Source organism: Aeribacillus pallidus, from assembly GCF_050478865.1.
GTDB lineage: Bacteria > Bacillota > Bacilli > Bacillales > JACDOC01 > JACDOC01.
This window is the reverse complement of the sequence record NZ_JBCNBW010000004.1, coordinates 140,598-153,645: the sequence shown is the minus strand read 5'-3', so window position 1 is coordinate 153,645 and position 13,048 is coordinate 140,598. Positions and strand designations below refer to the sequence as shown.

At 40.1% G+C, this 13,048-nt stretch carries 14 protein-coding genes; all 14 read right to left on the bottom strand.

What is annotated here, in order from left to right:
- Positions 1-345: ATP synthase subunit I (locus tag ABES52_RS01355; RefSeq protein WP_429648158.1), on the bottom strand; the 345-nt coding region annotated here is incomplete at its 3' end.
- A 5-nt stretch (positions 346-350) separates the two neighbouring features.
- Positions 351-572 (bottom strand): AtpZ/AtpI family protein, encoded by a 222-nt coding sequence (locus tag ABES52_RS01350; RefSeq protein WP_429648156.1) that lies wholly within the window; start codon positions 570-572, stop codon positions 351-353.
- Between the two features lie 468 nt (positions 573-1,040).
- On the bottom strand, positions 1,041-2,165 hold the full coding sequence (wecB, locus tag ABES52_RS01345) for a non-hydrolyzing UDP-N-acetylglucosamine 2-epimerase (RefSeq protein WP_429648155.1): 1,125 nt from the start codon (positions 2,163-2,165) through the stop codon (positions 1,041-1,043).
- Positions 2,166-2,183: 18 nt separating this feature from the next.
- Positions 2,184-2,813 carry a uracil phosphoribosyltransferase gene (gene upp, locus ABES52_RS01340; RefSeq protein ID WP_429648153.1) on the bottom strand — a complete coding sequence of 210 codons (630 nt, stop codon included), beginning with the start codon at positions 2,811-2,813 and terminating at the stop codon, positions 2,184-2,186.
- 266 nt (positions 2,814-3,079) lie between these two features.
- Positions 3,080-4,093: a PTS sugar transporter subunit IIC gene (locus ABES52_RS01335; RefSeq protein ID WP_429648152.1), complete on the bottom strand. Its 1,014-nt coding sequence runs from the start codon at positions 4,091-4,093 to the stop codon at positions 3,080-3,082.
- A 49-nt stretch (positions 4,094-4,142) separates the two neighbouring features.
- Entirely contained in the window at positions 4,143-5,117 is a 975-nt protein-coding gene (locus ABES52_RS01330; protein ID WP_429648150.1) for an L-lactate dehydrogenase, read from the bottom strand.
- Between the two features lie 316 nt (positions 5,118-5,433).
- Positions 5,434-6,675 (bottom strand): serine hydroxymethyltransferase, encoded by a 1,242-nt coding sequence (gene glyA, locus ABES52_RS01325; protein WP_429648148.1) that lies wholly within the window; start codon positions 6,673-6,675, stop codon positions 5,434-5,436.
- A 99-nt stretch (positions 6,676-6,774) separates the two neighbouring features.
- The gene (locus ABES52_RS01320; protein WP_429648146.1) at positions 6,775-7,350 is read right to left on the bottom strand and encodes a TIGR01440 family protein; all 576 of its coding nucleotides are present in this window, start codon (positions 7,348-7,350) and stop codon (positions 6,775-6,777) included.
- A 30-nt stretch (positions 7,351-7,380) separates the two neighbouring features.
- Positions 7,381-7,827, bottom strand: a complete 447-nt coding sequence (rpiB, locus tag ABES52_RS01315; RefSeq protein ID WP_429648144.1) for a ribose 5-phosphate isomerase B — start codon at positions 7,825-7,827, stop codon at positions 7,381-7,383.
- A gap of 322 nt (positions 7,828-8,149) precedes the next feature.
- On the bottom strand, positions 8,150-9,433 hold the full coding sequence (locus ABES52_RS01310) for a methyl-accepting chemotaxis protein (protein WP_429648142.1): 1,284 nt from the start codon (positions 9,431-9,433) through the stop codon (positions 8,150-8,152).
- 22 nt (positions 9,434-9,455) lie between these two features.
- A complete protein-coding gene (locus ABES52_RS01305) occupies positions 9,456-9,902 on the bottom strand; it encodes a low molecular weight protein arginine phosphatase (protein WP_429648140.1) in 447 nt (148 codons plus the stop codon).
- A gap of 616 nt (positions 9,903-10,518) precedes the next feature.
- Entirely contained in the window at positions 10,519-11,073 is a 555-nt protein-coding gene (locus ABES52_RS01300) for a manganese efflux pump MntP (RefSeq protein ID WP_429648138.1), read from the bottom strand.
- A 123-nt stretch (positions 11,074-11,196) separates the two neighbouring features.
- Positions 11,197-12,246, bottom strand: a complete 1,050-nt coding sequence (locus ABES52_RS01295) for an L-threonylcarbamoyladenylate synthase (RefSeq protein WP_429648136.1) — start codon at positions 12,244-12,246, stop codon at positions 11,197-11,199.
- Positions 12,247-12,466: 220 nt separating this feature from the next.
- Positions 12,467-12,910: a GNAT family N-acetyltransferase gene (locus ABES52_RS01290; RefSeq protein WP_429648135.1), complete on the bottom strand. Its 444-nt coding sequence runs from the start codon at positions 12,908-12,910 to the stop codon at positions 12,467-12,469.
- Positions 12,911-13,048: the final 138 nt, after the last annotated feature.

Here is a 13,048-nt window from a genome sequence, read left to right as displayed (position 1 = left end):
ACATTTAGTATAGAGCCCAATATAAGATGTCATTAATCCCAATACAACACTAAGTAAATGGAAATACGTTGGATAACGTGTAGCAATTAATACGGCTAACACAGCGACAGCCATTCGAGATAATGTCCCTAGCGACCGTACTTTTTTTCCTTGAACGACCAAATCGCCAAAGCGTTCGGTTCGCTTCACCATCAACCAATGATTGAAAAAGCTTAAGCTCGTCCCTAATATTAATCCAAGGAATATGGTCTGGTACGGAGTAAATCCCCAACCAAGAACATAGAGAGAGAGCAAGTAGAATATGTATTTTTTATGCCTTTGAAATAATATGGATAGTTCTGGCATAAAAACTAGTCTCCTGCATTGAAGTGTTTCACTGTTCGAAGCATGGCATAAATTCCTGTAGCAAGACCTAGGAAAAGTCCAATGATCATAAAAAGCGGTACTGTTCCCATCACTCGATCGAGCCATCTTCCTCCGAAGATACCGACAAGGATGGAACCGACAAGTTGTGAAAGAATGGCCGTATATAACGCCATCGCCTGGAAAGGACGCTTTCCATTTTTACTCATTTTGCATCCTCCCCTACTGAAAGGAATGGAATCATTGAGGGGAATATATTATTTCCACTATCTAAAAAGTGAAAATGTTGTTTTCGTTGAAACGCTATGAAAACCCTATCATTCTACACCCTTTGTAAGCATACAATAGCCCTTTGTCAATGTCAATGTCTTTCAATTGAAAAGTTTCACAACCGTTTTCCAATTTTATGGTTTGTTCACAAAATAGTCAAAATTTAATAAGTAAGGTAATATTATTTACTATTTTTCTTAACTTGTCGTATGCATCCACAACATTCTATCCCCTATAATCCTTATTTTGTTACATTTTTCGCTATTTTAGTATAGTTATGCATGTATCCATCGATTTGCTCTTTTATGCTGTAATTTTTCCCTTTTCAAGAGTATTTATTTTAAACAGATCATTAAAAAACACTACCTTCTTTCACAGAAGGTAGTGTCAGCTTGTCCTCATGGTCCTTAGCTCGATCTCTTTTCAAAATACGATTCGATGGCATCGCATATTCGGCGGGAAGCTTCGCCATCACCATATGGGTTAACAGCTTTCGCCATTTTTTCATACTCTTCTTTGTCGGTTAGCAGTTGTTTTGTAAGCTGATAAATCGTTTCTTCTTCGATACCGGCAAGTTTTAATGTTCCTGCTTCAATTCCTTCTGGACGTTCAGTAGTATCACGCAATACGAGAACTGGAACTCCTAAAGAAGGCGCTTCTTCTTGTACGCCGCCAGAATCCGTTAAAATGAGGTACGAACGAGCAGCGAAGTTATGAAAGTCAATCACATCCAAAGGTTCAATGAGATGGATCCGCGGGTGGTTGCCTAAAATTTCATTCGCAATTTCCCGAACAACTGGATTTAAGTGTACCGGATACACCACTTGAACGTCATCATGCTCTTCGACGATTCGCTTCACTGCACGGAACATATTTCGCATTGGTTCACCTAAGTTTTCGCGACGATGAGCGGTTAATAAAATCAGACGATCTTTACCGATTTGTTGTAAAATCTCGTGCTCGTATTCGTCTTTGACCGTTGTTTTGAGTGCATCGATGGCCGTATTACCTGTCACAAAAATGCGTTCTTCTGGCTTGTTTTCTTGTAATAAGTTTTGAGCTGACTTACTCGTTGGCGCAAAGTGTAAATCGGCCATCACACCCGTTAATTGGCGGTTCATTTCTTCTGGGAATGGAGAATATTTATTCCACGTACGAAGACCTGCTTCAACATGTCCAACGACAATTTGGTTATAAAAAGCCGCTAAGCTAGCAACAAATGTTGTCGTCGTATCTCCATGGACAAGAACAATATCTGGTTTCGCTTCTTTCATTACACGATCCAAACCTTCGAGTCCACGAGTCGTCACATCGACTAACGTTTGTCGATCCTTCATAATGTTTAAGTCATAGTCTGGTTTAATACCAAAAATCTCGAGTACTTGATCGAGCATTTGTCGATGTTGGGCCGTTACAGCTACGATCGGTTCAAAGGTTTCTGGACGTTTTTTTAACTCTAATACAAGCGGAGCCATTTTAATCGCTTCCGGTCTTGTCCCAAAAATGGTCATTACTTTAATCGGTCGGTTCATAAAGGCACCTACCTTCTGTTATTTTGTACCGAATAAACGGTCTCCAGCGTCACCTAATCCTGGGACGATGTAACCTTTTTCGTTTAATTTCTCATCCAATGCAGCAATATAAATATCCACATCCGGATGAGCTTCTTTAATAGCTTCTACTCCTTCAGGAGCCGCGATTAAACACATAAATTTAATATTTTTCGCACCGCGTTTCTTTAACGAATGAATCGCTTCAACGGCAGAACCACCTGTAGCTAACATCGGATCGACTAAAATAAAGTCACGTTCTTCCACGTCGCTTGGCAGTTTCACATAATACTCGACCGGCTTTAATGTTTCTGGGTCACGGTATAAGCCGATATGACCAACTTTGGCGGCTGGAATTAATTTTAGAATACCGTCAACCATTCCAATGCCGGCACGTAAAATCGGGACAATTCCTAATTTTTTACCGGATAAAATTTTCGCTTTTGCACGGCTTACAGGAGTTTCGATTTCAATTTCTTTAAGAGGCATATCGCGGGTAATTTCGAAGGCCATCAGTGTAGCTACTTCATCAACTAATTCACGGAATTCTTTTGTTCCTGTATTTTTGTCACGGATAATCGTTAATTTGTGTTGGATGAGCGGATGATCAAACACATATACTTTTCCCACGGCTACTCTCTCCTTTTTATTAGTTAACTGACGATGCTATTGTTAGAAATGGGCAAAAAAAATTCCGCACCGACTTCTCTTAATTCTTTCACACTTCGTTTTATTTTACAAAAAAGAACCGTTTTCATCAATATTGTGGAGATATCTGTAAACAATTATTAAAGAAAGGGAAACTTCAAAGGTTTTTTTTATTTTAAATAGCCCTTAAATTGTAGAAAAAACCGGGATTTCATTGATATTATCCCGGCTCTTTCCATTCCAAATATTTAGTTCGGTAATGTCAGGTCATGTTCTTTTATCTTTCCAAACTTTTTAAGTATATAGTATACTCCGTAAGAAATTACTGCTGGTATTACAATATAAGTGATTAACATAGCTGGAACGATAAATTCGAATTCATATGTTGTTAACAACTGTATAGGTGCCACGAAAGAGCTTAATCCCATACCCGCAATTTCTTTTCCCGCTTCAATTTTGAATACTAAGGCGGAGATTGGTCCAACAATCGCACTTGCAATCAAGGTTGGCAATAAAATGTAAGGGTTTTTTGTAATATTAGGCAACTGTACTTTTGGAGTACATATACCTTGCGCTAATATTCCGCCTAGCTGATTTTCCTTCCAGGATATGATGGAGAATCCTATAAAGTGTGCGGCACACCCTGCTAAAGCTGCTCCCCCTGCAATGCCGCTTAAATCTAAGGCCATCGCTAATGCCACAGATGATGCCGGTGAAATTAGGAATAGGCCCCAAACAACGGCTAAAATAATCGAAGATAGTAATGGATTCCCGGCAGTTGATGCTTTAATCAATCCACCTACCGTTGTTAACAGCGGAGCAATAACTGTTGATAGCCATAAACCAGCAAGTCCAGCAATTAAAATCGTTCCAAATGGTACAACCATCATGTCAAGAGGTGTTTTTCCACTAATTCGCTTACCTACATACGTTGCGATGGTAGCTGTTAGCAGTGCTCCAATGGGTTCCCCTGCTTTAATAAAAACACCTGCTTCTGTAATGCTTAAAGCCCCAGCCCCGACCGCCGCTGCGATCATCGCTGAGAATATAACGAGAGCGTTGGCTCCCATCATTAAGGCGATTCCCGCACCGATGGCTGGTGCCATCAGACTAATTGAAATCGTACCAATTTGTACAAGTGCATCAATTCCAAGACTCGTTCCAATGTTTTTAATGAGCAGACCAATACCAAGCGTTACGAAAATTCCTTGCGCAATCCCTGTGGAGGCTTTAAAAATTCTTGGCATCACATACTCTTTCATAAGAAGCGCCTTCTTTCTATAGATGATCATGTTTTATTACAAAGGAGAATTAAACAAATGCTAACATCTTTTGTCCGTAACCAATGCTATCCATATATTCCCTTAAAACCGCATTGGATTTTCTGAACTTTTCTTGTTCTTCTTCAGTTAGTCGAAGTTCCACAATTTCTTTGATTCCTTCACGTGTAATCATCGCCGGAACTCCTGTACAAATATCCGTCTCGCCATACTCGCCATCTAACACACAAGATAAGGCAATGATTTTATGATCGTCATTAAAAATTGATTTTGTAATATAAGCCAATGTACTTCCGATACCGTAGTAAGTTGTCCCTTTTCTTTTTAAGATCTCAAAGCCAACCTTTCTAACCATGTCGACCATTTGCTCTAAATCGATTTCACCGATTTCTTCTTTACGTTCCTCTAAGATATCTAGAAGTGGCTTTCCGCCAACGTAAGTGTGAGACCAGACGGCAAATTGTGAATCACCATGTTCCCCCATCATGTAACCGCTAATACTTCTTGGGTCGACATCTAAAATTTCAGATAAAAATGTTTTTAATCTTGAAGAATCTAATGAAGTACCTGTTCCAATTACTCGATTTCTTGGCAAACCGGATAGTTTCCACACATGATACGTGATAATATCAACTGGGTTTGAAGCAATTAAGAATATTCCATTAAAACCGCTCGCCATAATTTGTGGAACGATATCTTCCATAATTTTTGCGCCAATTCCTAGTGTATCAAGGCGAGTTTGTCCTGGTTTTGGCGGTGGACCAGCAGTAATAATGGCTACATCGACATCTACTAAATCGCTATATGATGCCGCACGAACCTTCGTTCTTGAATGTACAAAATCGATACAATGCGATAAGTCTAATGCTTCACCGAGTGCCCTTTCTTTGTTTATATCAACCATTAATAATTCATCACAGATTCCCTGATTAATAATAGAATAGGCTGCACTTGAACCAACTAATCCTGTACCGATGATTGCAACTTTTCTAGTAAGTTTTTTCATGCTAGTCATCTCCTATAGAAATTAGTAGAAAGTAATTCTTTTGAGTATGTGAAATACTTCACATAAATTTTTAAAAAAAAATAAACTGCTTAGTTTTTTGTTTGTGAAGTATTTCACATTTTTATATTATAACGTTCTCTAACTATGTTCAATCATAGAAAGCGGTAACATTTTGAACAAAAATTGAAAAAAAGAATGTTAATGAAATAAAAAGCGGAAGTGCCTCAATACTCTAGGAACTTTTACACTATAGATTAACACCCATGCCAGCGCACCACAAAAAAGACAGGCTACGATTTAGCCTGTCTTGAACAAGTTATTTTCCTTCATAAAGGGGATATTTTTTTGCCAAAGCTTCTACTCGCTTCCGTGCCTGTTCTAATTTTTCTTCGTCCTCATGATGTTTTAACGTATAAGCAATAATCGAAGCGATTTCATCCATATCCTCTAATCCAAAGCCTCGGGTCGTAACGGCGGCTGTTCCGATACGGATACCGCTTGTGACAAACGGGCTTTCTGGATCGAACGGAATCGTGTTTTTATTAACGGTAATACCGATATCATCTAATACCTTTTCCGCTACTTTTCCTGTTAAGTTTAAGGAGCGTAAATCGACTAATAATAGATGGTTGTCTGTACCGCCAGATACGAGGTCTAGTCCTTCGTTCTTTAAGGCTTCAGCGAGACGTTTCGCATTATCCACGACTTTTTGAGCATACACTTTAAAGTCGTCTTGAAGGACTTCACCTAACGCTACCGCCTTCGCCGCAATAACATGCATAAGCGGACCGCCTTGAATACCCGGGAAGATCGCTTTGTCGATTTTCTTTGCAAATTCTTCTTTACATAAAATCATTCCGCCACGTGGACCGCGTAACGTTTTGTGTGTCGTCGTTGTGACAAAATCCGCATACGGTACTGGGCTTGGATGAACGCCGGCGGCAACTAAACCAGCAATATGGGCCATGTCAACCATTAAATAAGCTCCTACTTCATCCGCGATTTCACGGAATTTTTTAAAGTCGATGATTCGCGGATAAGCACTTGCTCCTGCTACAATAAGTTTTGGCTTGTGCTGACGAGCTTTTTCTAGCACATCGTCATAGTTAATCGTATGCGTTTTTTCATCCACACCGTACTCGACGAAGTTGTATTGAATCCCACTAAAGTTAACTGGGCTTCCGTGAGTTAAATGCCCGCCGTGAGACAAGTTCATTCCAAGAACCGTATCACCTGGTTCTAACACCGTGAAATAAACCGCCATATTCGCTTGGGCACCGGAGTGAGGTTGAACGTTTGCATGGTCAGCGCCAAAGATTTTTTTTGCTCGCTCTCTTGCTAAATCTTCCACTACGTCAACGTATTCACAACCACCGTAATAGCGACGTCCTGGATAACCTTCCGCGTATTTATTCGTTAATACCGACCCTTGGGCTTCCATGACCGCTTCGCTAACAAAGTTTTCGGAAGCAATTAATTCAATTTTGGTCTGTTGACGTTGTAACTCATCTTGTATCGCTTGATAAACTTCCTTATCTTGTTGGGCAATTTTGCTCATCCATATCCCCCTTTTCTATCGTTCAATAACAATTTCCTCAATTTCGAAAATTCTTTTTTATTTTATCATGAATTGTTCAGATTGTAAGTAACCTACTGTTTATGAAGAGCAGCTTTCATTCTCTGTTGTTCGTTCATACACCGCACGAGCCCCACCAATTAATTTCGGGCGTGTTTTCGCTAACGTCACATGGGCATGGCCGATCTGCTTTAAGGAAGTTCTGACAGGTACCGCTACTCTCTTTAAGTGCATCCCAATGAGCGTATCTCCGATGTCGATCCCGCCATGTGCTTGAATTTGTTCAACTACGACTGGGTCTTGGAAATGTTCAAACGCATACGTAGCCATCGCCCCTCCCGCTTTACGCACCGGAACAACCGTCACTTCTTCGAGTTGATACCGTTCGGCAACTTCGCGTTCCACGACAAGCGCACGATTTAAATGTTCACAGCATTGAAACGCTAAATGAAGCGAATGATCTTTAGCAAACGATTGGAGCTGTTCGAAAATCATTTTCGCTATTTCTAATGTGCCCGCTGTACCAATCCGCTCTCCGACAACTTCTGATGTAGAACAACCAACAACAAACAGCTGTCCTGGTTTGAGCTGAGCTTGGGACTGATATTCTCGTAAAATCGTCTTTAAATCTTCCTGCCATTGACGTAACGGTTCCATATTAAAGCCCCCTTAATGAAGGACATTCGATTATTGATTTTGCTCCTCGATTTGTTTAATTTTTTCCACACGACGTTCGTGACGCCCACCTTCGTAGTCCGTTGTTAACCAAACTTTCGCAATTTCACGTGCTAAGCCCGGACCAATCACTCGTTCTCCCATGGCTAAAATGTTGCTGTCATTGTGTTCACGTGTGGCTTTTGCGCTAAATACATCATGAACTAACGCACAGCGAATCCCTTTTACTTTGTTAGCAGCAATGCTCATTCCGATACCTGTTCCGCAAATTAAAATGCCGCGGTCAAACTCACCCTTCGCTACTTTTTGGGCGACTGGCAACGCATAATCCGGATAATCGACGGACGTTTCACATTCACAACCGAAATCTTCGTATTCGATGCCCATTTCTTCTAACAATTTTTTTATTTCGTTACGGATATTCACACCACCGTGATCCGATGCAATGGCTACTTTCATGATGCTCCTCCTTTTTTACCTTAAATGTATCTCCTCCTATTTTGACACAGGGTTGAAAAAATATAAAGGAAATTAGATGGGGATGAGCATTTGACTAACGAGAAAAAAATATTTCGTTACAGGAGTCTTTTTACTCATAATGATAGTTTTTCGCTCATAACTTGAGTTTTTTTGCTCATAACATATGAAATTTTTCTCATATTCGAATGTATTTGCTCATACCTATACAAAGTTACCCTTATTTATAGTTTTTTACTCTTATCAATTCGAACGCTAACCAAAAAAAGCCGCCCCTGATAAGAGCAGCATTTATCTAACCACATTATAAATGAAACCGCGTAATGGTTCCTTTTAACTTTTCGGCTTGTTCTTTTAATTCGTACGCTAGTTTTTCCACGTTGTCCATGACTTCGGCTTGTTCTTTAGTCGCTGCATTTACTTCGCCAGCACCAGCTGAAGTTTCCTCAGCAATAGCCGCTACTTCTTGCGACTGCATAGATGTTTGTTGAATACTAGACATTTGTTGATCGACGAGATTCGAAATGAATTTTACCGCATCAGCGACTTCGTGGATTGTATCCGTCATTTCTTCAATGACGCGGTTCGTTTCCGTTCCTTTTTTCGCCTCTTCGTTCGCTGTTTCGACTTGTACTTTAATTTGTTCAACGACATGTTGCACTTCTGTTTGGATGTTTTTAATGAGATCTGAGATTCCTTGAACCGCTTTGGCACTTTCATCCGCTAGCTTACGGACTTCTTCAGCAACGACGGCAAAACCTTTTCCATGTTCACCAGCACGTGCCGCTTCAATGGAAGCATTCAATGCAAGTAAGTTCGTTTGTTCGGCAATATCCCCAACAAGCTGAATAATTTGCTCGACTTTCTTGGCGTTGTCTTCTAAGCGATGTACTGCTTCTAACGATTGCTGATTGTCGTTTGCTAACCGTTGAATACCATCAATTAAAGAGCGAATAACTTCCTTACTGTGATGCAATTCGTTGAGCATCGTTGTGGAAACTTCTTCAGAGGCTTTCGCTTTTTGTTGTACTTCTTCAGCAAGACGAGTAACGTCTTCAATTGCTTCTGCTGTTCGTTGAATCGAAATAGCAGAGCTTTCGGCGCCCGCTGAAATTTCGCTAATCGTCTTAGCAATTTGGTCCGCCTGTTCAGCAGCTTTGGTGGAAGCCGTTGAAATAGCAACCACTTTTTCATTCGTTTGCTGGAAGTTGTCTTCGATGTTATGAACCATTTCGCGTAAGTTACCTAACATTTGGTTAAATGCCAGTGCCAGTGAGCGAATTTCATCATCGGCTTTTGGCACATCGACATCGTTATGTATATTCCCATGAGACGCTTCGATTGCTGCCTTTTCCAGCTCTTTCAATGGTCTGGTAATAAATCCAGCCATGAAAAATGTTAAAATTCCCGTCCATAAAATCCCTAGAGACAAAGTCGTAATGGTAAAAATGCCTTCTCCAATCGTTTGGGATACATACGGATACACAACATAAATAAAAAATGCACTCGTAGAATAAGTAATGAGAGCTAGTAATGTAGTGAAAAGAACTAACTTTTTCCTTAGACTAAACCTGTACTTCTTTTTCATCTCTTTTCCCCTCTCAGATTCTTTACTCCTTTTTCAATTTTTGCACAACTTGCTCGATTAGTGTTTGTAGCTCTTGAAATGTTTGACGATACACGTCGATATCCCCACCAAATGGGTCAACTACATCAGGATCATCTTCATCTTGTTCTACAAATTCTTTTAACGTAAACGTTTTCCCCTCTGCTTCTTCAAATTGGCTAAGAATCATGTTTTTATGACTTTCGGTCATGGTTAAAATGTAAGTTGCCCACTCTACTTCTTTTATCGTCACCATTTTTGAAGAATGAACATGTTCGATATTATTTTCTTGTAAAACTAACTTAGCATTTAATGACGCGTCGGAACCTTCCATTGCAAAAACACCTGCTGATTTTACCGATACCCCTTCAATATTATGGGACTTTAATATCGCTTCTGCCATCGGACTACGACACGTATTCCCTGTACAAACAAACAAAATATTAATCATTTTCTTTCCCCCTTAATGACCATTATAAAGGAATTTATTTACTTTCCATAGTAGACAGTTTAAAAGTTTTTATAAAATTTGGCTAAATTTAAACAGTTTTTGAACACGAAAAAGGACCTACTGAAACAGGTCCCCTTTAATAAAAAAATTTGCAGTTTCTAGAAATTTCATTTAAGCCGGAAAGGCGGATTATAAATTTTTGTCACGTGATACAGAAGTTTCATTCTATATAAGTTGAGGTGTTCTTCGAGTCACTTTGTTCCGTGTTCTAGACACATTTTTTTATTAATTTCAGACCAATTTTTTAGGCTCTACCCTAAAATAACTGTGGATAACTTTTGCTGTTATTTTATTCATCGATGTGCCAATGTCAATTGGCATGAATGTCTGTTAAAAATACTGTTGATATTTATACATTTCGTTGCAGGCGGACGCTTTTCGAGGCAAGCCGCTTCCCTCGCTACGCTCAAGTAAGGGTCTTGCGGCTTCTTGTTCCCGCTGGAGTCAACCTTTCGCTTCACTGTGAATAACTTGCTAAAAATCAACAATGACATATAACCTAGCCATTTTTTAAAATTGTAGATAGAACATTGCCTTGCACTAGAAAATGGTCCTTTTAAAATGGCCAAATCAATTGGATCCCGAAAGCAAATAAAATACTTCCCCCGAGCGCTTCGCTATAATTGCCAATCCATTTTTGAACATTTCGTCCGATAAGTAATCCGCTCCATGTAAGCACCATTGCCATGATTCCGAAACCTGCAATAGCAATGATTGTTCGGGCACCGAAAATGCCTAACGTAAGACCAACCGAAAAACTGTCTAAACTAACGCTTAAAGCAAACAATAATATGCCCACCCCTTTTGGAGTCACCCGGAACTCATCATTGTCCAGAAAGCTAGAAAAAATCATTTGTAGTCCTAAGACGATTAATAAGCCTCCGCCTACAAACGTGGCAAATGTACCGAACTTTTGCGACAAAAATTTTCCTGCCATAATCCCTAACAGCGGCATCCACACATGAAACAATCCGACCATAAAACCTATGTATAAAAACTGTTTCAGTCGAAGTCGAATCATTCCCATTCCTAATCCAATGGAAAAGGCATCCATTCCTAAGGCAAATGCCATCATGAATAATGTAATCCATTCCCCCACATACGCTGACAAAAATGATTCCCCCCTTGGACGTGCCTACTCACAATATATGCACTTAAACCCAATTTAGAAGAGGGGAACAAAAACAGAAAAATGCCCATCGTCATCGACATTGATGGACATTCCTCAGATACATTATTCTTCTTGTTTTAAATATTGATAGGATGCTGCTTTTAATAAGCGATTCATGATCGCTAAGCCAACACCTTCTGTTGGAAACACTTCTGAAACAATCATGTCGACTCCGGATTCATCAAACGTTCGTAACGTATCGTACAAAGAAGCCGCAACCGTTGCTAAATCTTCTCGCTGACCACACGCCAGGACAACGTCAGCCTTGTAATCAGCAACATGCTCTTCTGTTGTTAACACACCAACCTTAAGCCCTTCATTTCGCTTATCATGAATCCATTGTTGAATCCACTCACGGTCCCCATCAAGTAAAAATAGGGGAGCGTCTGGGGCATAATGAGCATATTTCATTCCTGGAGATTTCGGTGTTCCCATTCCTGTCTTTAATGTCGGATCCACTTCTACCTTACCAACGACTTCTTCCAGCTGCTCTTTCGTAATTCCTCCAGGGCGCAAAATTTGCACTACACTTCCAGTACAGTCCACAACGGTCGATTCGACCCCTACGCCTGTTTCGCCACCGTCGATTAGGCCGGCAATTCGACCGTTTAAATCATTCCATACGTGTTTCGCGGTCGTTGGACTCGGTTTCCCAGATCGATTTGCACTTGGAGCGGCGATAGGAAGCCCTGCGCAACGTATTAATGATAACGCCACCGGGTGATCAGGCATCCGGACGGCAACCGTATTTAATCCTGCCGTCACTTTTTCGGACAACACTCCGTCCTTTTTATAAAAAATAATCGTGAGCGGTCCTGGCCAAAATGCGTCCATTAACTGCTGTGCTTGTTTCGGAATGTCGGCGACGATTTCTTCTAGCTGATCCTTTGAAGCGATATGCACAATAAGTGGATTATCGGACGGTCTTCCTTTTGCTTCATATATTTTTTGAACCGCTTCATCCGATTTAGCGTTAGCTCCCAGTCCATACACCGTTTCTGTCGGAAATGCGACGACTTCATTTTGCTGTAAAAAGTGGGCTGCCTGTGAAATTTGTGGACAAGTACCTAAATTATCCACACCTTTATCCACAATCCACTGAAACGTTTTCATGGTCATTCTCCTTCTTCTATCTACCGTTCAACAATACGATTGTCGGCTGTCTCGATATTATTCACTGTTGCCAGTATAAAAGATGGCGCCGTTGAAAACAAGCACCGACTCCGTATGGGGAAAAATGTTACACATTCTGTGGATAAAACTGTGGATATATGTGGATAAAATCAACAAACTGTGAATAAATTACTTGATTTATTCACAGTTTATCCTCAACTTAGGAGAAGTCTCTTTTCATCCAATACCGATTTGGCTGCTCTAATAAGCTGCGACCATGCTCCATTGACTGTAACGCAGATGGTAGCTGTTCTTTTTCTACCCATTCAAACCCAAGTCCTTGAAAAATAGGTAGAACGGACAACTTATCTGTGGCTAACACCACCGTTTCGATGGCTTGTTGTTTACTATACTGGAACACTCGTTCAAATAAAGAAAATAAATGGATATCATTCATTCCCACTTTAATAACGAATGAACGCAATAATCCGACCGATTGTTCAAAGTCAATGCCTAATGCTGCAAGCAATTCATTCTGCTCATTTTCGACGATAAAAAAAACGTTGTTGTCATGATCCATCCCATTAGCAGATACGTTACCATCTTGCAAAAACTCTTTTAACTTTTGAAAGTCTTCTTTTTCAGCGACACGAATCGTTCCCATTTTCATTCCCCCTTTAGTTCTTACTCTATGAATATGATTTCATAGAAATAATAGAACAATAGAACGGAAAAACTTTTTCCTATCCATAAAAAAGAAGCTCCTTTTCCACAGAGCCCCTACTTATCCACAAGTTATTCA